Source organism: Cupriavidus sp. FW305-27 (assembly GCF_058787995.1).
This window is the reverse complement of sequence record NZ_JBYTAG010000074.1, coordinates 1-17,798: the sequence shown is the minus strand read 5'-3', so window position 1 is coordinate 17,798 and position 17,798 is coordinate 1. Positions and strand designations below refer to the sequence as shown.

The window sequence follows — 17,798 nt, the reverse complement described above, 5'->3', positions numbered from 1 at the left end:
CATGCAACGACTCACGCCTCTGTTTGCCGCCGCGGCACTGTTGTGCGGCTGCGCCGTCGGCCCCGACTTCCGTGCGCCCGCGCCGCCCGATGACGCCGGCTACGTGCCGGGACCGCAGCCGGTGGCAACCGTCGCGGCCGACAGCGCCGACGCCGCCGGGCAATCCCACGCGCAAACCCTGGCCGCCGGCGCTGACGTGCCCGCGCAGTGGTGGACGCTGTTCCGCAGCCCGGCGCTGGACGCCACCATCCGCAGCGCGCTGGATGCCAGCCCGACGCTGGCGCAGGCGCGCGCCCGGCTGCGCGAGGCGCAGGAGAACCTGGCCGCGCGCACCGGCGCGACGCGCTGGCCCGCCGTCGACGCAAAACTTAACACCACGCGCCAGCAGGTCGACTTCCAGTCCCTGGGCATCACCGCGATCCCCAGCCCGGGCCCGTTCACGCTTTACGGCGCCACGGTGCAGGTGTCGTACGTGCTCGACCTGTTCGGCGGCCAGCGGCGCGAACTGGAAGGACTGCAGGCAGCGGTGGACTACCAGCGCTATGAACTGGAAGCCGCGCGCCTGGCGCTGGCCGCCAACGTGGCCACCGCGGCCATCCGCGAAGCCGGCCTGCGCGCGCAACTGGCCGATACCGCCGCCGTGGCGGCGGCCCAGCAGCGCCAGCTTGGCATCACCGAGGAACGCCTGCGCTCGGGCGGCGTCGCGCGCGTCGACGTGCAGCGCCAGCGCGCGGAGCTTGCGCAAGCCCAGGCCCTGGTGCCGGCCCTGCAGCGCCAGCTCGATGCCACGCGGCACCAGCTCGCGGTGTACACGGGCCAGACCCCGGCCTCGGCCACGCTGCCCGAATTCCGCCTCGACGACCTGCACCTGCCCGACACGCTGCCGGTCAGCCTGCCGGCCACGCTGGCACGCCGCCGTCCCGACATCCGCGCGGCCGAGGCCCTGCTGCACCAGGCCTCGGCCAATATCGGCGTGGCCACCGCCAACCTCTATCCGCAGATCACGCTGAGCGCCAGCGGCGGCACGCAGGCCACCGCGGCGCGCGACCTGTTCAGCAGCCTGAACGTATGGAGCCTGGCCGCGGGGCTGGTGCAGCCTGTATTCCGCGGCGGCGAGCTGCAGGCACGCAAACGCGCGGCGGAGGCGGCTTATGAGCAGTCGCTGGCCGCGTATCGGCAAGCCGTGCTGCAGGGCCTGCAGAACGTGGCCGATTCGCTGCGCGCACTCGAAACCGATGCCGCCGCGCTGCGCGAACGCGCCGACAGCGCGCGGCAGGCGCGCGATACGCTGGCGGTGGTGTCGGAGCAGTACCGGCTCGGCGGCGTCAGCCAGCTGACGGTGCTGGATGCCGAACGGCAGTCGCGCCAGGCGTCGCTGGAACTGGCGCAGGCGCGCGCCGACCGGCTGGCGGATTCGGCCGCGCTGCTGCAGGCGTTGGGGGGTGGGTGGTGGGAGGAGGAAGGCGGCGCTGTGGCGGCAGCACCGCGGTGATGGCGGCTGGCTAGGTCTTGTCGCTCTGCGTGTGCCAGTAGGTGCGCTTGCGCTTGCCGGTGCTGGCGGGCTTCACCTCCTGGCCGCCCAGCGATGACTTGTCGTCGCCGCCCGAGGCACCAGCCTTGCCGCCCCCGATCAGCACCGGGACCAGCCGGGTCGATCCGTCGGTCTGCGTGACCGACACCATGCCGAACACGGGCGACGGCGGCAGCCCGCCGTTGTCGAACCTGACAAACCGCGGCCCGTTGTTCATGCCAAGCCCGCTCAGGAATGACACCGCGTAGCCCCGCGCAACGCCCAGGTCGGGGTAGCAGGCTCCGGGCTCGACCTTGGAAGGCGTGTTGGTGCCGAAGTACGTGTAGCCCGCCACGGTCAGCGGCGCATTGACCGCCTTCTCGCCGAATTCCAGCGACAAGTAGAAGCCGCTAGCCACCGCCGAATCGCGGTAGGCCACGTTGGTCGCATCGACAAGATCGGCCGCCTTGACCGCCGTCCAGGTCGAAGGCAGCCTCCCATCGACGTTCGGGTCTTTGACCATGAAGAAGCGGTTCTGCACGTTCTGCGCCGCGCCAGGGGTCTGGCTCAGCGAGTACAGCGGCTTTTCGCGGTCGCCCGAGGCGATCATCACCGCGTCGTACTTGCCGGTCGCGACGACATCGGGCGGATAGAGAAACTTGCGCGCCTCGTTGGTGTCCACTGCGCCGCCCAATTGCGCGAGCTTGCCGACCGTCCACGTCGACGGAGTATCCGTATCCGTCGATCCGAAGTCGATACGCCAGACATTGCCGCCGACGTCGCCGACATAAGCCTTTTCGGCATAGCCATCACCATTGCGGTCCACCACGGCAACGTCGGAAGGAATCGCGCGGCTGTTGATGGTGACGCAGGTGCCCGTGCTGATGCCAGCGCAATTGGCCAGGGCTGCCCAGACCACGTCGCCCGTCCCGGCGTCGAGCACGATCACGCCGCGGCCTTGCTTGTTCGTCGCCGTGGCGATGCCATTGAGCGCTGGGTCGGTATCCTCGCCATCGGGGTCGTAGCCCGCACCCATGATCAGCACAGGCGTCGGGTAGCCGCGCACGCGCATCACCCGCGGCTGCGACCAGGTCTGCCCCAGTTCAGGGATGTCGGCGTTGGTCTTGCTCCAAAGGTACTCCGGCTTTGCCGGATCCTTGACGTCCAATGCATAAATCAGGCGACCGCCGCGCCGTGCTGTCAGGTAGATCTTTACCTGGGGCGTGGCCGGGGTGCTCAGGTCCTGGTAGACCGTCGTGGTGCCGTCGAAGAAATAGTCGCGTGGAACAAACTGGACCTCGGCGGTGTCCTGGGGGCTGCCCGTCAGCCGCACCTCGGGAGCGTTGCTATAGATCCGCGCCAGCTTGCCGTAGAACTCGGGAGCGATGAAGCCCCACAGTTCACCGCCCGCGCGCACCGTGCCCGCGGTGGTGGAAATGGCTGCAGTGCGGTTACCGTTGACGGCATGGAACACACCGTCATTGGCACCGTAGAAAACCACTACGCCAGTGGTGCCGCCGTAGTCGACCACCACCGGGCGCGAATGCAGCACGTCGCCGTGGATCGAGCCGCGCACCGTGACGTTGCCGCCGGGGCCGGGCTCCGCCTCTTTCTTGGGGTCGGTGCCGGTCAGCGTGGCGAAGACGTCCTTGCCGCGCACCCAGCTGATCATATTGGCCACATCCGCGGCAGTGGTCTTCAGCAGCGACGGACCGTTGCCCTCGGTGAGGGCCTTGTTGGCGGTATCGAAATTCGCCAGCGCGGTCCCCTTGCTGCATTTCGCGTCGGCGCAGGTCAGCAGCCGGCGCCCGGCCTGACTGGTCAGGTAGTCTGCGCGCAGCATTTCTCCTGCGCCGCCCTTCTCGACGACCTCGCCGTCGGGTGAATCCTTGGCATTGCGCAGCAGCGACGAGGCATTCTTCCAGAACCCGTCCGAGGGCCAGTCCGTCACGATACTGGAGCTGCCCACCGCCTTCGGCGGATCCTCGGTCCAGTAGCTGCGGGCATTGGGCGATATAAACCCGGTCCCCGCGTTGCTAACCGCATTCTTCGGGGGCTGGTCGATCGCGCCTTGCACCCCGGCGTCGAGCATCACCAGATTGCCGTTGCTGTCATAGCCCAGCTTGTACTGTTTGAGGTTGCCCACCCAGCGCGGACGGGCCTTACCGTCCGGGCGGAACATGCCGATATAGACCTGGTTCAGGTACGAACCCTGCCCGTTCACGCTGACCGGCAGGCTGACCGAGGCAAATACGTTGTTGACCGCCTGCATCTCGTTGAAGATGTCCTTCAGCGCCTTCGAAAGCGCGTCGTCATCTCCGGCCCGGACTGTAAAGTTGCCGCCCCCGCCCTTCTGGGCCATGCTGGTGACGAACTGCAGGTAGTCCTGGCTTTGCTGGCTGCCGTCAGTGACGCCGATGGTGTAGGTAATGATGTTCTGGCGCGTCGCCGTGGTCGAGCCCGCGTTGTTGGCGGCGTTCAGGTCCAGGTCGTTCAGGAAGCGCGCCCACTCATCGCCCCAGTTGTCGATGTTGTTGCCCCTGGGCAGCGGGATCGGAGTGAGCTGCGCGGTGGTGGCGCCCGCCTCCTTGAGCTTGTTGTAGGCATCCTGGCCGGAGTCCTGCGGCTTGCCGTTGTTGAGCGCGTTGGCAATGTAGATGATGAAGTTCTTCTGGCACGGGTTGGTGATCGGCGACTTGTATGTGGTGCCGGACAATCCCGTCTTGCCGGAGAAGAAGGCCCATGCCTCCTGCATGGCGCCGCCGACCTGCGAGTTGTTGGCACTGTCCTTGGTACGGTCGATGGTCTTGATGTAGTCGAGCATGTCCTGTCCGCCCGCACCTTTCTCCATCAGCACCAGCCCGGACGGCGCGGTTGGCGGCGTCACCTTCGGGAAGCGGAACTGGCCACCCGTATTGGTGCCCTGCCCGAACATCATCACGCCAAGGTTGATCTTGCCGTTCGTCTTGTCATCATTGATCAGGTCCGACACCGCCTTGTACAGTGCGCACTGCTCTGCGCCGACGTTGTTGTTATCGTTGTTGGCGCTCACCACGTTCTGCGTTTCGCAATCGACCTGGGCATTGGCATTCCACGCCGATGCGTTGTCGAGTATCAGCAGCACGTTGGGACGCGACCCGGAGTTGGCCTGCAGGCCGGTGAACAGGTCGATGTCTTCGGCTATCGCCGCGGGCGCGGCAGCCAGCCCGAGCAGGGCTGTGGCACAGGCAGCGGAAGCGCGAAGCCGGCGAGCGGGCATGGACATGCTGGTTCTTCCTTTCAAGATCCGGATCTGGCCCGAGACTTCAGGGGCAAGTGGAGCCATACAGCGTGCGCACCGCAACGCCCTGGTGCACCGTCGCGACGGCGCCGGTTGTATTGACGTCATTGACGGTGGCTGCTACATCCCACTGCGTATCGTTGCAAAGCGAACTGATCGCACTGACACCGCTTGCGCCCATGACCAGGTTGCCATTGCCGGTGCTGCTGCCCAGCGTGCATTCGGCATCCTCCGGGTGCTTTTCCGGATCGATCACCTTGGCCACTGGCTTGCTGGTCACGCAGGTCGGTGCCGCCACCTGCGCGATGTAATCCGCCTTGCCGTCACCCGTCACGTCCACCGGCACATCCACCGCAACCGGCGCCTTGGTGAAGTCGTCGCTGATCACCTGCTCGATCGCCTGCTGCGCCACGTCGCGTGCTTCGGCGCTGTGCTGCTGGTTGCCCGCCACCTTGACGTTGACCAGCCCCGAATTGACCATGGCCACGGCGACCAGCAGGAACAGCACCATGAACACCAGCGTCACCACCAGCGTGACCCCGGATTGCCTGCGGCGCAGCGGCCTGCCCGTTGACTTCATCATTGCTCGCTCTTCGCTGTGTTGAATCGGTATGGCGTTATTGCTCGCGCAGCCCGGCCACATTGACCAGCCGCGCCACCTGGGCGTAGACGTGGCGCTTGTAGCCGTCATTGAACGGGCCTGCGGCCGCCGCGCGGCCGAGGTCATAGGTGCGGTTGTCTGAATGCCCGCCCGAGGGCTTCAGCGTGCGCGCCAGCAGGTGCACGCGCACCGTGGTGACATTGGCCAGGTTGTTGAGCACCACGCCCCAGTCATAGCCGGGAACGGCGGTGCAGACGGCGCTGTTGTTCGCGCGGGGATCGGACACGTAGCAGTCGGCCGAGCCGTTGCTGTCCTGGTCGACGCCGTACAGCACATGCATGTCTTGCACCCCCTGCGCGACCGAGCGCGACTGGAACGCACCGTTGACCAGTTCGGCCATCTTCAGCGTGGGGATGCCGTCGCCGCCGTTGCTGCAGCGGTCGCAGCCGGCCAGGTAGAAGATGCGTACCATGGCGCGGCGCAGTTCAGCCGGCTGGGCCGGATCGCAGGCCTTGGTGCGCAGCCCGAAGGCCGCCGCGCCGCTGGCATCGAAGACAAAGGTCTGCGTGTCCTGCGAACAGGCCGATACCTGCAGGTAGGGCACGCCCGGTGCCGGGGCGGCAACCGCCGTGGTCGACACGCGCCGAATCACCAGCACCTCGGAAGTCGGCGCCAGGTCCGGCAGGCATGGTGCCGCCACGCCCGGCGCATAGCCGGTCAGCGCCACCGGCACGGTTTCGGCAGCAGGCGAGAAGCCAAGGGCGGCTGCATCCGTCGCGCACAGCGCCGGATCCGCGGCCTTGGTGCTGCGTGCAATGTTGCCGACGCCGAAGAACCCCGCCAGCTCCACTTCGCGCCGGATCTGCTCCAGCGCGTAGCGGCCGTTCTCGACCTGCTCGGCAGACTTGGTGAATTCGGTGCGCGACAGGCTGTTGGCAAGGTACAGGCTCGCCAGCGCGGTCAGCAGCACCAGGCCGATGGTGATGCCGATCATCAGCTCGACCAGCGAGATGCCGCGCTGGCGACGCAGGCGGCGCGCGGACAGGCGCAGGGGGCTCATGACACGGTTCCCAGGGTGCCGATGCGGATCTGCGTGCTGACCGCGCGGCGATAGGCATCGTTGCCGTACTGGCCCTTGCCGCAGCCCAGCGCGGGCGCGCCGGTGGTGGCCAGGCCCTGCCAGGCCACGGTGATGCGGTAGATATTGTTGACGGCGTCGACGGTCTCGATGCAGCCGCGCGCGCCGATCATGGCGCCGACGGCCTGGGCGGCATCAGCGGCGCTGGCCCCCAGGCGCATCTCGGCACTACCCAGCAGCGCGGTGTTCCAGGCCTGCAGGTCCGCATCGGCGGTAGCCTTCTGCGCGGCGGTGCCCTGCGTGCACGCCGCCGGCGGCGCCGCCGCGCTGCCCAGCTGCATGCCGGTCGCGCCGTTGGCATAGCACGATGCCACCTGGCGGTTGGCGTTGAGGCGCGCAACCATGTCCTGCAGCAGCGCCAGCGCCTGCACGCGCTGGTAGGACTCCATCTCGGTCTGGCCCGAGCGCGCCACCAGCCCGGCGGTGCCGAGCAGCGCGACCAGCAGGATCACCGCCGCCACCAGCACCTCGATCAGCAGGAAGCCGCGCTGCGTGCGGCGGACAGGCATGCTCGGCCGCAGCCGCGGAATTCTTTGCTTCATGAGCAGGCTCCCGTGTCGGAAGCGACGCGGCCTGTCTCGCTGACCTGCACGCAGACGCGCGACGCCGCTGCCGTATCGCCGTTGGGCGCCACTTCGAAAGTCATGGCCGCGCCCGTGAGGCGGCCGTCGTTGCCAAGCGCAAGGGCCCCGGCAGCGCTGGGCGTGATGGTCAGGCCGCCGTAGGGCCCGAAGCTGCGCACCGTCTCGGCGCCTGCGGTGACTGCCCAACCGGCAGTCCATGCGGCGCCGGTGGCTGCCAGCGTGACCGTGGCATTGCGCTTGACTGCCTCGCTGCGCGCCAGCAGCAGTGCCGAGGTCAGGTCATGTGAGGCGCCGCGCACGCGCTGGTTGGCGATCAGTGAAGAGAACGACGGCGCCGCCGCGACCGCGAGGATCGCCAGCACCGACATGGCGCACAGCAGTTCGACCAGGGTGAAGCCGCGGCGGGTGGGCCGGCCGGGCGAAGACGGCGGGAACGTGGCGCGCCGCATGGTCAGTTCCAGCAGTCGGTGCCTGAACCAGACGCCGATTTCGCGCCGGCACTGGTCAGCGTCAGCGAGCCGCAGTCGGCGTCGCCGGCGAGCTGGCTGCCCTTGGGCGTGGCCACGATGCTGTAGCCGGGCGGCAGCGCCGCGTTCGGCGTCACGGCGACGTCGTAGCGCGTTGCCTGCGCGGCCGGCACCGACATGCCCAGCGCGCCCAGATTGGCGGCATAGGCGCGGTTGTCGACCAGGTAGCGCTCCTGGGCGCTCGAGACCTCCAGCATGAAGGACTCGATCGCGGCCCGGTGCGAGCGCACGACGTGACGGCTGTAATTTGGAATGGCGACGGCGGCAAGAATGGCAATGACCGCCACGGTGATCATCACCTCGATCAGCGTGAAGCCATGCGCTGCCCTGGCGCCGCGCAGGCGCCAGCCCCGGCACGGATTGCCGGTTGCCCCAACTTCCCCAATGACCCGAAACGACGGGTTGACCCTCCCGCCGTGTCGCACTGCCGGGCTTCTATGTCCCATGCCGCGCTCCGATACCAATTATGTTCCGGATGACCAATTCCGGAGGTTATGGCGCGGAGTGTAAGTCACGATCTGCTAAGCGGGTAAGGAAAATATGATGCCGGCCGACCGGCGTTGTAGCGAACAGACAGTGATGTTACGAGACCTGCTCAGGACATACAGCCAAGGCATATGCAGACGTTAACCGTCAGTGAGGGGGAACCCTGACCCGCCCTGTTCGACCGGCCCGATGCGCGCGCGGGCGCACCTGTGCAACAATCGTTACAAACACCGAATCCGGAATGCCCATGCCGCCCGACAGCCCTACCCCATCGCCGCAAGCGCCGCCGCAGGACCTGGACGCCCTGCTGGCGCTGCTGCGCAGCAACTTCCCCACGCTCAGCACGCAGTTCCAGGGCGGCGCGCGCTACCTGCTCGACCATCCGCAGGACGTGCCGGTGCTGTCGATGCGCAAGATCGCGGCCAGTGCCGGGGTGCAGCCTGCCACCCTGGTGCGGCTGTCGCAGCATCTCGGCTTCGAGGGCTGGCAGGGGCTGCGTGAACTGTTCGTCGATGCGCTGCGCGGCGGCAGCCAGCCGTACGCGCGCCGCGCGCGCAAGGTGGTGCGTGAAAGCAGCTCCAGCCGCATGCTGGGCGAGATGCTGGACGCGCAGCACCACAACCTGGACATGATCGCCGCCAACAACGAGAAGACGCTGCAGCAAGCGGCGGAACTGCTGTCGCATGCGGCGTGCGTGCATGTGGCGGGTTTCCGCTCGTGCTTTCCGATCGCGTTCACCTTCCACTATGTCTACCGGCTGTTCCGCAGCACGGTGCACCTGATCCGCGCCGATGCCGGCACGCTGGAGATGGAGCTGCGCGGCCTGGCGCCCAAGGATGCGGTGCTGGTGGTCAGCTTCGCCCCCTACTCGCAGGAAAGCATCCGCGTCGCCGCCGCCGCGCGCGAGTGCGGCTGCAAGGTGATCGCGCTGACCGACAGCACGGTCGCGCCGATCGCGCTGGCGGCGGACTGCACGTTGCTGTTCTCGGTGGAAAGCCCGTCGTTCTTCCCGTCAGTCACCGCCGGCGTGGCCGTGGTCGAGGCCCTGGTCGAGCAACTGCTGGCGCGCAAGGGCAAGGGCGCGATCCGCGCGCTGGAACAAGCCGAGGGCGAGCTCCACCGGACCGGGGCGTATGTGGTGGCGGGGCGCGAGTGAGGGTGGCCCCCAGTCACTCATCACTACTGCGTGCACTTCTCCCGGTACGCCTGCTGCAGCGACCTCTTCGGCCGGTCACGCTCCAGTTCCGGAATCATGCGGCCCTGCGCGGTCTCGATGGCCGGCTGGGTGGCACGGTATTCGCGCTTGGGTGCTTCGGCGATCTGCGCGGCCAGGGCGCGGCATTCGTCCGACTGGATGCTGCCCGGCGTCGCGGCCGGGTCGGGACGGTAGGGCGTGGTGCCCTGCTGCACCGCTTCGTTGATGGCGGCGGCGGCAGCGCTGTCCCCGTCCGGCCTCTGCGCATGCGCGCTGCAGGCCATCGCCAGGGCGGCGATGGCGGCAATGCGGGTCAGGGTTCGCTGGCTCGGCATGACTTCTCTCCTGTGGCTCGATGAAATTATGCAAAGGCTGCCAGCTTAATCGTTCGCGGCCTGTCTGACACTACCGGCATTTCCGGCATTTGCGGCGTCGATGCCACCTGCGCCTGCCTGGGTACAGGCTGATATAGATGCCCTCGGGCGATTCCAGCGCTGCATGGCCGGTGGAGATCACGCCGTCGCGGTCCACCGCGGCGATATAGCGGTCGACCAGCGGCTGGCGGCGCGCTTCGCCGCGGGCGGACCCGACCGGGGTCCAGACATGCACGGTCAGCGCATGCTCGCCGGGTCCGGGCGGACCGTCCCAGATGGTCATGTCGGGCGCATCGGCGGCAGCAGCCGTATCGGTTGCCGGACCGGCGGCGGGAGCGGCCCGTGGTTGGGCCACAGGACAATACGGCCAACAGCAAGCTGTGGCGCGGAGATTCCGCTAGGGCGCGCGACGCCCGCCTCCTTCGTCCCGCTCGAGCTCCCAGTCGCGGCGCATCATGACATAGGTGAACGAGGTGGACCAGCCGATCAGGATCAGGCCGACCAGCGGCTCGATGCTGGCGATCAGGCGGCTGGCGCCCACCGGGACGATGTCGCCCAGGCTCTGCGTGGTGAAGGTCTCCAGCGCAAAGTAGGCGTAGACCAGCGCGCCTGGCTGCGTGTGGACGCCGGACACGCCGGCAACGCCCATCGCGGTCAGTCCGCCCAGGCCCAGCACCTGGTCGGCGAACCAGAAACCCAGCGCGAACACCAGCGCTTCCAGGCAATGGACCACGATGATGCAGACGATCAGCACGCCGATGTTCATGCGCCCGCTCCAGCGCCGGGGGTGTATCGCTGACAGCAGCCGCAGTGCCTCGTAGTGGATGCCGACCACGGTCACGGTCAGGACGGCGGCGCACAGCAGGGCCAGCGAATAGTGTTCGGCGGAAGTTTCCATGCGCAGCGGCAGGCCTGGTCGGTGTCCGGGACGATCGGGAACAGCGCGGAAAAAAAAGCCGCCCTCCAAAATATCACTGGAAGGCGTGCAGGAAAACCAGGGAGCGGGCGCGGCGGGCGCGCGGCCGTGCTCGTAGCCCTGGCAGAGGGTCGGTGGCGGCCGGGTGGCCGCCGCATGGATCAGCTGCTGCTCTTGCAGGAGAGGTTGACGTACAGCCCGCCGCCCCATTTGAAGTTGCGGTTGCCACTGACCTGCACCTGGACAATGTCGTTGGCCGCCACCGCCGTCGTGGCCGGCGCCGAGCAGGTCCGCACGGTGGCGCCGAGCGAACAGGCGGACGCATCGGTGATGGCAAGCGGGGCGATCGTTTCCAGCGCCGCGCCGCTGGCGACACGGTATGCCGCCAGGGTGTACTTGACCTCGTCATCCGGCACCGGGCCCGCCAGGCTCGCGTTCAGGGTCAGGCCGCCGCTGCAGCCCACCGGCATCACCGCGCCGAAATTCGGATCGTTGCTTTGCCGGTCCAGCGCGGTGCCGGTCATGACATAGGTGCCATTGCCATCCGGCGAGTCGTATACAGCGAAGTTGGCGGTATAGATCGTCGCGCCGGCGCCTGTCTCTCCTTGCTGGCCCTGGGGGCCGGTGGCGCCAGTTTCGCCGGTGTCGCCCTTTTCGCCCTTCTCGCCCTTCTCGCCCTGCGGACCTTGCGCCCCGACCGGGCCAGTCAGGCCAACCACGGAGACCCCGGCCGGCCAGCCCTCCGCCGTCTTCGGGCCGAACAGCGTATTGGTGGCCGTATTGAGGTAGAAGCTGCCTTTGCTGCCATCGGCAGCGGTGGGATCTGCCGCGCCGTGCAGCAGCACGGCGCCGGGCGCCCCGGCCACGCCTTGCGGGCCGACCAGCGACACGCCGGCAGGCCAGGCCCCGTCAGCCTTGGGTCCGTAGAGCGTCGAGGTCGAGGCATTGAGGTAGAAGTCGCCGTCCGTGCCAACGTCCGCCGCGGGCGCATTGGCGCCGGACAGGATGGTCTTGCCGTTCGCGCCGGCCGGGCCGGCCGCGCTGGCGGATGGCGCGGCGCTGGCTGGCGCGGAATCGCCGCCACCGCCACCGCATCCTGCGAGCAGGATGGCGAGGCAGGCGAGCGGGATCGCCGCGAGTGTCAGGTCAATGCGTTGCACGATGGAAGCCCCCCGGTTTCTCATGAATGGCATGCCCGGATCTGTGCCGGGTGAGTTCAATCTAGAGATCGCGGTGATTCCGATAAATCGTGCATTTGCACGGGCTGTTTCATTAATGAAGCACGTTTCCGGAGCAGCGAAAAACTGCCCCGTCCTAATAGCGTCAACGCCCGTTTGAAATCCCGGATGACTCGGGATAATAATTATGAAAATACCCGGATTGCCGCGCCTGGCGGTAACACGGCGGGCACCTGGCCCGATTCAGAGCGGGCGAATTCAAGCACCACACGACCGCATCCGTGCGCGCCGGTGCGGCCAAAAAATACCGGCAATATCTCGCCCGAACGGTTGAGTTGCGGATGGGATAGCGTGGCTCCGGGCTGTTCAAAGGAGAAACGAATAATCGCCATTTACCCCTTCGTGGGGGAATATGCGCGGCACCGGCAAACGGCCAGGCGCAGCATGGCGCGGCGATGGACTATGCTGGAAATCCCAACAGCGTCCTCGCGGAGGCCATCGTGCGCAAATCTGTCCTAGTCCTTACGGCACTGCTGCTGGCCAGCGCCCCCGGCCTGGCGCTGGCCCATAACTGCCCCAACGAGATGAAGGCCATCGACGCCAAACTGTCGACCAAGCCGGCGCTGTCGCCGGAAAATTCCGCCAAGGTTGCCAAGCTGCGCGCCGACGGCGAGGCCTATCACAAGGCCGGCAAGCATGACGAATCGATGAAATCGCTGCTCGAAGCGAAAAAGATCCTGGGTATCTGAGACCGATCGCAAAGAAGAGCCGCCACGCGCCCAGGCGTGGCGGCTTTGTTTATTTTTCCCGCGGTCGTCGCCGCAGCAGGCCGGGTCAGGACCCCGATCCAACCTGCTGGACCACACCGTTGGGCGCCACCAGGTAATATTCCGCGCCAATCCCGACCCAGCGCGTGCCCTTGCGCGGCGCGGGCAGGTTGTATTGCTTGTAGTCGTCGATCACATACTGGCGGTCCCTGAACTCGGTGGGCAGCCGGTCACCCTTCTTCCACTGCTGCACCTGCATATAAGGCGAGTTCTGCGCCGCCGGCGCGGAGGCGGCCATGGGATCTGCCATCGGCTTGGACTTGGCACCACCCTGCGCCATCGCAAACGGCGCCGCCAGCACGCTTGCCGCCAGCAACAGTGCCGGCATCGCTTTCTTGGTCTTCATCGTGATCTCCTTGCGTACGGGAAAACCGAACTGCCGGAGGATCCGGACAGCATCTACCAGATTAGTCACAAATGCGGACAACTGCGGCATCCGCCGTCCATGCGCTGGCGCTCGATTTGACCGACGGGGCATTCGCGCCCTGACAGATTGTTCACAATTGTTTGCCGGTTGGCACCCATTGGGGGGGAGCCGCCGACGCCACCCGTGACTAGAATGGGTCCTGACAGAAACAATTTGTTACGGGCGGCCGCCACTCAGCTGTCAGCGGGCCGCGGCCCCGCGACCCGCGCCGCGGGCGCGTACCGCCCTCGATGTTCCCTGGCTTACGCCCTGTTCACGGCGCTTCGCACGCGGGCACCCGTCCCTGCCAGAGAACCATAAAAACTGGGGACTCTCCGTGTTGCACGATACTGGTCAATTCCTGGCCCTGGTCAATCCCGCCATGGCCATCCTGCTTTCGCTCTGCTTCCTGCTGGCCTGGAACCATGAGCGCACGCGGCACTACCTGCTGGAGCTAGGTGCCTGCTATTTGCTGTACGCGGTTGCCATCACCTTGCAGATCATCTGGCAGCCGCGCAACGGCGGCGGCAACGCCACCGTCACCGGTGCGCTCTACCTGGGCAGCGCCGTGCTGATGCTGCGTGGCATGCTGGCGCGCATCGGCGCGCGCGTCGATACCTGCGCGCTGGTGTCGCTGCCGCTGGCCCTGTTTGCTGCGCTTGCCTGGTTTGATTTCATGCAACCCCAGCTGGTCGCCCGCATCTACATCCTGAATGTCGGCATCGCGCTGATCCTGCTGCTGGGCATCGCGCCGCTGGCCCGCCTGCGCACAGGCAGCACCGCGGACCAGGTGCTGTTCTGGGTCTTCCTGCTGTTTGCCCTCCATTTCCTGCCGCGCACGGTGCTGACCATTGCTCCGGTCATCGGACAGGACGCTGCCGCCCTCACCCGCTCGGCCTACTGGCTGTGGCTGCAGGTCACCATGGCATTGCTGCTGCTCACGCTGGCGCTGGCGCTGCTGGCGGCGACCACGCTGGACGTGATCGACGGCCTGCGGCATGAACGCGACACCGATCCGCTGACGCAGCTGCACACGCGCCGCAGCCTGGAGGCGCTGGCCGCGCGGGAAATCCCGCCACCTCAGGGCAAGCCGCTGAGCGTGCTGCTGTGCGATCTCGATTTCTTCAAGTTCATCAACGACAACTACGGCCACAGCGCCGGCGACGCGGTGCTGGCGCAAATCGGCCGGATCATCGCCGCCGGCATCCGGCGGCGCGATATCGCCGCGCGCCTGGGCGGCGAGGAGTTCGTCGTGCTGTTGCCCGATACCCCGCCCGATGCAGCCTTGCACCTGGCCGAACGCTTGCGCCAGACGCTGGAGAGCACGGAAATGGACGTCCTGCCGGGCATGCACACGGTGACCGCCAGCTTTGGCGTGGCCACGCTGCGGCCCGGCGAAGACCTGGAAGCCCTGCTGATGCGCGCGGATAACGTGCTGTATGCGGCCAAGAACAAGGGCAGGAATTGCGTGGAGTGGGAACGGGAGGCCGCCTTGCCGGTGCTGGCATGATGCTGCCGTGCCTCCCGTCCGGCGCGGCTAAGCAACCGTGGGCGTGCCCACCACCGCAAACTCCGGCCCGTCATAGCTCTGCGCCACGGACACGCCGCCATCGAGCAACCGCTGGCTCCAGTGGTCGAGCGCCGCGCGCGCGGCCTGGCTGACATCGCGGCCCAGGGCAAGGCGGACGGCCGCCGGCGCTTCCAGCCCGAAGCTGCGGGTGGTTCCCCACGCAATTTGGTCCCGTTCGAAATCCCCGATCGCCTGCTCGACGCACAAGCCGCTGTCGGCCACCGCGGAAGCCAGGAAGACATCGGGATGCCTGCTGGTCCAGTCGACCACGTTGCCGATCTGGCGGATGCCCGCGGCACGGCAGGCGGCGATGGCACCGTCGCGGCCGCCGTCGATCATCGCAAAGACGATATCTGCGCCGGCGCGGGCCTGCGCGGCAACCGCGTCGCCGGCCAACGCCGGATCGTGCTGGTTGCCGCAGAAGGTCGTGAGTGCCGGCAGGCCAGGCACTACGCTGCGCACGCCATGGAGAAACGCCGCGCGCCCCTTCAGCCCGGGGCGCACCTTTTCGCCCGACAAATGGGCGACCACGCCGGTGCGCGAATCCGTCGCCGCCAGCACGCCGGCAAGGAAGGCGGACTGTTCCTGCAGCACCTCATAGCTCGCGGTGTTGGCGCACAGCACGCTGCCCTGCGTGACCACGAAGCGCCGGGCGGGATGGCGAGCCGCGGCAACAGAAACGGGATAGTCCCCCTGTCCGCCATGCGCAACGATCAGGTCCGGGCCGGTCTGGCACAGCGCCAGCAGCGCTGCTGCGCGCGCCTGCGGATCCGGATCGGCAATCCACGTCACCGCCACGTCGTGGCCGGCATTGCGTGCGCGCATGGCGCCGGCATGCCCGGCTTCATTGAAGCTGCCGCGTCCTTCGGGCCCGAACAGCACTACCTGGATGCGCGCGCTCATGACAGCGTCGCCCCGGTTGCCACGACCACAGGACCCCAGGCCTGCGCCTGCTGGCGTACGTAGGCGGCAAACTCATCGGGCCGGCGCTCGGCCAGCACAAAGCCCTGGGCTTCCAGGCGGCCGCGCAGGGCCGGTTGTTGCAGGATGACCTGCAGTTGTTGATGCAAGCGTTGCACGATGTCCTCAGGCAGGTTGGCCGGCGCGGAGACGCCGACGAAGTTTTCGGCCACCAGGCCGGGATAGCCGGCTTGCGCCACGGTGGGCAGCTGGGGCGCCTGCGGCACGCGTTGCGCCGAGGTCACCGCCAGCAGGCGCAAGGCGCCGGACTGCAGCAACGGCAGGTTCTGCGGCAAGGCATCCACCGCAAACGGGATCTGTCCGCCGAGCAGGTCGGCGCGCATCGGACCCGCGCCCTTGTATGGCACATGGGTCAGCCGCAACCCCGCCTGCTGGCCAAACAGCTCGCCGACGATATGCGCCACCGACGCCGCCCCGCCGCTGCCGAACGGCACCGGCTCGCGCTGCGCGCGGATCCACGCCGCCAGCTCCGCGAGGTTGCGCGCCGGCACCGACGGATGCACGGCAAAGACGGTCGGCACCGCGCCGATGTAATGCACGTGCGTGAAGCTGCGTACCGGGTCGTAGGCGGGCCGCCTGAGCAGGAACGGCGAGATGCTCAGCGCCGCCGAGTTCGACATCAGCAGCGTGTAGCCGTCATTGGGCGCCGCGGCGACCGCAGCCGCGCCAATCGTCGATCCCGCCCCCGGCCGGTTGTCGGCCACGAATGGCTGCCCCAGCTTTTCCTGCAGCACCGGTGCCAGCAGCCGCGCCACGATGTCGCTGGACCCGCCCGGCGGGAAAGTCACCACCATCCGCACCGGATGGCGTGGCCATGCCGCGGCGCCGCTGTCCGCGCGCGCCGGCATCCCCGGCAATGCCGGCGCGGCCAGCGCCGCGGCAAGGAACTGTCTTCTCGAAATCACGGTGGCCCTCCGGCTTTACAGGCGATGGCGCAGGCCGACGCCGCCGCCGAACTTGTTGCCACGCACGCCCATGAAGGCGGGCAGCGCATAGCTGCCGCTGATGCGGTTGAAATCGGCTTCCGCATAGACGCTGGTGCGTCTGGACAAGCTGTACTCCGCCACGCTGGTCAGCATCAGCCGGTGGCCGCTGGTGGCGCTCTGCCGGTCATAGCCGGCCGCCAGCGACACCGCCAGCGCGGGCGTTGCCTGCACCGTGGCGCCGCCGGTCAGCACATGGTTGCGGGTCGGGCTCAGGTGGTAGCGGTTGTCCAGGTAGCCGAGCGCCAGCTTGACGCGCCCCAGCTGGCTGCTGCCGCCGATGCCCCAGATCGTGCGCTTCTCTTCGGTGGCCAGCGCATTGGTGCTCTGGAACAGGGCACCAATGTCGATCCGTGCCGTGGTCCAGGCCAGCGCCAGCCCCCGGCTGCTGCTGGCCGCCGCATCGCCCGGCACTTCGCCGAAGGTATAGTGCGCCGCCGCCGAGAACGCGCCCCACCTGCCCGCGTACTTCGCCATGTTGTCTTGCCGCGGACCGGTATAGCCGTTAAGAATGGCCACCGCATCGAGATTGGGATGGCCATAGGGCTGGAAGCGGAAGGTCGCGTCATAGGCCGTGGTGAACTGGCGTCCGAACGTCAGCTTCCCCCACGCCTGGTGCTCGATCCCCAGGTAAGACTGCCGGCCGAACAGCCGGCCTGTACCCTGCGTGCCAACCTGTCCGTAGTTCGACGCCGCGGTGCCTTGCAGCGAAGTACCCGAGGCCAGGTCGAAGCCGCTTTCCAGGTTGAACAGCGCCGACCATCCCGCACCCAGCGCCTCATTGCCGCGCGCGCCCCAGCGCGAACCGCTGAAGTAGCCCTCGCTCAGTTCAGCCAGGCGCTCGTCCCCGCGGTTGTTGTCCGAGTAGCGGACCATGGTGTCGATCAGGCCGTAGACCGATATGGAAGTCGATACTGATTGCGCCTGCGCCTGCTGCGTAACGCCGCAGCTCGCCCCCGCCAGCACGCCGGCAAGCGCCATGGCGTGACTGCGCCTTGTGTTCCCCACCTTCACGCACCACCCTCCGTTTGCATACAAATTAAGAATGCAAAATATAGGGTGTGGCCGCACATCCGCATACGAATGTGTGCGCATGAGGAAATGCGGTTTGCGCGGAAAATGCGGACACAAAAAAGCCCGCTTATGCGGGCTTTCGGGGGTGATGCTTGAAGCGAGTCCGTGCTCAGAACGGGATATCGTCGTCCATATCCTCGAAACCATTCGAGGCGGGCTGCTGCGGCC

General features: G+C 67.5%; 18 protein-coding genes and 1 pseudogene. 4 read left to right on the top strand and 15 right to left on the bottom strand.

Annotated elements, in window-relative coordinates; translation table 11 throughout:
* Position 1: 1 nt before the first annotated feature.
* Positions 2 to 1,492: an efflux transporter outer membrane subunit gene (locus AC3WRI_RS27795; RefSeq protein ID WP_492294498.1), complete on the top strand. Its 1,491-nt coding sequence runs from the start codon at positions 2 to 4 to the stop codon at positions 1,490 to 1,492.
* A gap of 10 nt (positions 1,493 to 1,502) precedes the next feature.
* Here the strand turns inward: AC3WRI_RS27795 and AC3WRI_RS27790 are convergent, their stop codons facing one another.
* From AC3WRI_RS27790 to AC3WRI_RS27765, 6 genes are read right to left on the bottom strand one after another with little or no spacing between them, the layout of a single operon-like run.
* A complete protein-coding gene (locus AC3WRI_RS27790) occupies positions 1,503 to 4,775 on the bottom strand; it encodes a pilus assembly protein (protein WP_010814419.1) in 3,273 nt (1,090 codons plus the stop codon).
* Between the two features lie 40 nt (positions 4,776 to 4,815).
* Entirely contained in the window at positions 4,816 to 5,373 is a 558-nt protein-coding gene (locus AC3WRI_RS27785) for a pilus assembly PilX N-terminal domain-containing protein (protein ID WP_010814418.1), read from the bottom strand.
* A 34-nt stretch (positions 5,374 to 5,407) separates the two neighbouring features.
* A complete protein-coding gene (locus tag AC3WRI_RS27780) occupies positions 5,408 to 6,451 on the bottom strand; it encodes a PilW family protein (protein ID WP_010814417.1) in 1,044 nt (347 codons plus the stop codon).
* Positions 6,448 to 7,071, bottom strand: coding sequence for a type IV pilus modification PilV family protein (locus AC3WRI_RS27775; protein ID WP_010814416.1), 624 nt, complete (start codon positions 7,069 to 7,071; stop codon positions 6,448 to 6,450). Before AC3WRI_RS27775 ends, AC3WRI_RS27780 begins: the two co-directional genes overlap by 4 nt.
* The gene (locus tag AC3WRI_RS27770; RefSeq protein ID WP_010814415.1) at positions 7,068 to 7,562 is read right to left on the bottom strand and encodes a GspH/FimT family pseudopilin; all 495 of its coding nucleotides are present in this window, start codon (positions 7,560 to 7,562) and stop codon (positions 7,068 to 7,070) included. The genes AC3WRI_RS27775 and AC3WRI_RS27770 overlap by 4 nt, the downstream gene beginning before the upstream one ends.
* A gap of 2 nt (positions 7,563 to 7,564) precedes the next feature.
* A complete protein-coding gene (locus AC3WRI_RS27765; RefSeq protein WP_058697904.1) occupies positions 7,565 to 8,086 on the bottom strand; it encodes a type IV pilin protein in 522 nt (173 codons plus the stop codon).
* A 287-nt stretch (positions 8,087 to 8,373) separates the two neighbouring features.
* On the opposite strand from AC3WRI_RS27765, the gene AC3WRI_RS27760 reads away from it, so the two are divergent.
* A complete protein-coding gene (locus AC3WRI_RS27760) occupies positions 8,374 to 9,282 on the top strand; it encodes a MurR/RpiR family transcriptional regulator (RefSeq protein WP_010814413.1) in 909 nt (302 codons plus the stop codon).
* 23 nt (positions 9,283 to 9,305) lie between these two features.
* Here AC3WRI_RS27760 and AC3WRI_RS27755 read toward each other — a convergent pair whose 3' ends face one another.
* From AC3WRI_RS27755 to AC3WRI_RS27735, 5 genes and pseudogenes are all read right to left on the bottom strand, one after another.
* Positions 9,306 to 9,656 (bottom strand): hypothetical protein, encoded by a 351-nt coding sequence (locus tag AC3WRI_RS27755; RefSeq protein ID WP_010814412.1) that lies wholly within the window; start codon positions 9,654 to 9,656, stop codon positions 9,306 to 9,308.
* A gap of 118 nt (positions 9,657 to 9,774) precedes the next feature.
* Positions 9,775 to 9,975: pseudogene (locus AC3WRI_RS27750) on the bottom strand (DUF308 domain-containing protein); the annotation flags it as partial.
* A gap of 117 nt (positions 9,976 to 10,092) precedes the next feature.
* On the bottom strand, positions 10,093 to 10,593 hold the full coding sequence (locus AC3WRI_RS27745) for a potassium transporter Kef (RefSeq protein WP_010814410.1): 501 nt from the start codon (positions 10,591 to 10,593) through the stop codon (positions 10,093 to 10,095).
* A gap of 179 nt (positions 10,594 to 10,772) precedes the next feature.
* Complete coding sequence (locus tag AC3WRI_RS27740; protein WP_492294496.1) at positions 10,773 to 11,771, bottom strand: collagen-like protein; 999 nt, start codon at positions 11,769 to 11,771, stop codon at positions 10,773 to 10,775.
* A gap of 203 nt (positions 11,772 to 11,974) precedes the next feature.
* Positions 11,975 to 12,181, bottom strand: a complete 207-nt coding sequence (locus AC3WRI_RS27735; RefSeq protein ID WP_454749213.1) for a hypothetical protein — start codon at positions 12,179 to 12,181, stop codon at positions 11,975 to 11,977.
* 108 nt (positions 12,182 to 12,289) lie between these two features.
* On the opposite strand from AC3WRI_RS27735, the gene AC3WRI_RS27730 reads away from it, so the two are divergent.
* Complete coding sequence (locus AC3WRI_RS27730; protein WP_492294495.1) at positions 12,290 to 12,538, top strand: PA2433 domain-containing protein; 249 nt, start codon at positions 12,290 to 12,292, stop codon at positions 12,536 to 12,538.
* A gap of 85 nt (positions 12,539 to 12,623) precedes the next feature.
* Here the strand turns inward: AC3WRI_RS27730 and AC3WRI_RS27725 are convergent, their stop codons facing one another.
* Positions 12,624 to 12,962 (bottom strand): RcnB family protein, encoded by a 339-nt coding sequence (locus AC3WRI_RS27725; protein ID WP_011614497.1) that lies wholly within the window; start codon positions 12,960 to 12,962, stop codon positions 12,624 to 12,626.
* A 397-nt stretch (positions 12,963 to 13,359) separates the two neighbouring features.
* Between AC3WRI_RS27725 and AC3WRI_RS27720 the strand changes: the two genes are divergently transcribed.
* The gene (locus AC3WRI_RS27720; RefSeq protein WP_492294493.1) at positions 13,360 to 14,532 is read left to right on the top strand and encodes a GGDEF domain-containing protein; all 1,173 of its coding nucleotides are present in this window, start codon (positions 13,360 to 13,362) and stop codon (positions 14,530 to 14,532) included.
* A 27-nt stretch (positions 14,533 to 14,559) separates the two neighbouring features.
* On the opposite strand, the gene AC3WRI_RS27715 is transcribed toward AC3WRI_RS27720, so the two are convergent.
* The 3 genes from AC3WRI_RS27715 to AC3WRI_RS27705 are packed head-to-tail and all read right to left on the bottom strand — an operon-like array spanning position 14,560 to position 17,537.
* Positions 14,560 to 15,495, bottom strand: coding sequence for a BMP family lipoprotein (locus AC3WRI_RS27715; RefSeq protein ID WP_011614495.1), 936 nt, complete (start codon positions 15,493 to 15,495; stop codon positions 14,560 to 14,562).
* Entirely contained in the window at positions 15,492 to 16,478 is a 987-nt protein-coding gene (locus AC3WRI_RS27710; RefSeq protein WP_492294491.1) for a Bug family tripartite tricarboxylate transporter substrate binding protein, read from the bottom strand. The genes AC3WRI_RS27715 and AC3WRI_RS27710 overlap by 4 nt, the downstream gene beginning before the upstream one ends.
* Before the next feature lie 15 nt (positions 16,479 to 16,493).
* On the bottom strand, positions 16,494 to 17,537 hold the full coding sequence (locus tag AC3WRI_RS27705) for a porin (RefSeq protein ID WP_492294490.1): 1,044 nt from the start codon (positions 17,535 to 17,537) through the stop codon (positions 16,494 to 16,496).
* Between the last annotated feature and the right edge of the window lie 261 nt (positions 17,538 to 17,798).

Coding starts and splice junctions, on each gene's coding strand:
- AC3WRI_RS27795 (WP_492294498.1), top strand. CDS start 2: ATGCAACGACTCACGCCTCTGTTTGCCGCCGCGGCACTGTTGTGCGGC.
- AC3WRI_RS27790 (WP_010814419.1), bottom strand. CDS start 4,775: ATGTCCATGCCCGCTCGCCGGCTTCGCGCTTCCGCTGCCTGTGCCACA.
- AC3WRI_RS27785 (WP_010814418.1), bottom strand. CDS start 5,373: ATGATGAAGTCAACGGGCAGGCCGCTGCGCCGCAGGCAATCCGGGGTC.
- AC3WRI_RS27780 (WP_010814417.1), bottom strand. CDS start 6,451: ATGAGCCCCCTGCGCCTGTCCGCGCGCCGCCTGCGTCGCCAGCGCGGC.
- AC3WRI_RS27775 (WP_010814416.1), bottom strand. CDS start 7,071: ATGAAGCAAAGAATTCCGCGGCTGCGGCCGAGCATGCCTGTCCGCCGC.
- AC3WRI_RS27770 (WP_010814415.1), bottom strand. CDS start 7,562: ATGCGGCGCGCCACGTTCCCGCCGTCTTCGCCCGGCCGGCCCACCCGC.
- AC3WRI_RS27765 (WP_058697904.1), bottom strand. CDS start 8,086: ATGGGACATAGAAGCCCGGCAGTGCGACACGGCGGGAGGGTCAACCCG.
- AC3WRI_RS27760 (WP_010814413.1), top strand. CDS start 8,374: ATGCCGCCCGACAGCCCTACCCCATCGCCGCAAGCGCCGCCGCAGGAC.
- AC3WRI_RS27755 (WP_010814412.1), bottom strand. CDS start 9,656: ATGCCGAGCCAGCGAACCCTGACCCGCATTGCCGCCATCGCCGCCCTG.
- AC3WRI_RS27745 (WP_010814410.1), bottom strand. CDS start 10,593: ATGGAAACTTCCGCCGAACACTATTCGCTGGCCCTGCTGTGCGCCGCC.
- AC3WRI_RS27735 (WP_454749213.1), bottom strand. CDS start 12,181: ATGGCGATTATTCGTTTCTCCTTTGAACAGCCCGGAGCCACGCTATCC.
- AC3WRI_RS27725 (WP_011614497.1), bottom strand. CDS start 12,962: ATGAAGACCAAGAAAGCGATGCCGGCACTGTTGCTGGCGGCAAGCGTG.
- AC3WRI_RS27715 (WP_011614495.1), bottom strand. CDS start 15,495: ATGAGCGCGCGCATCCAGGTAGTGCTGTTCGGGCCCGAAGGACGCGGC.
- AC3WRI_RS27705 (WP_492294490.1), bottom strand. CDS start 17,537: ATGGCGCTTGCCGGCGTGCTGGCGGGGGCGAGCTGCGGCGTTACGCAG.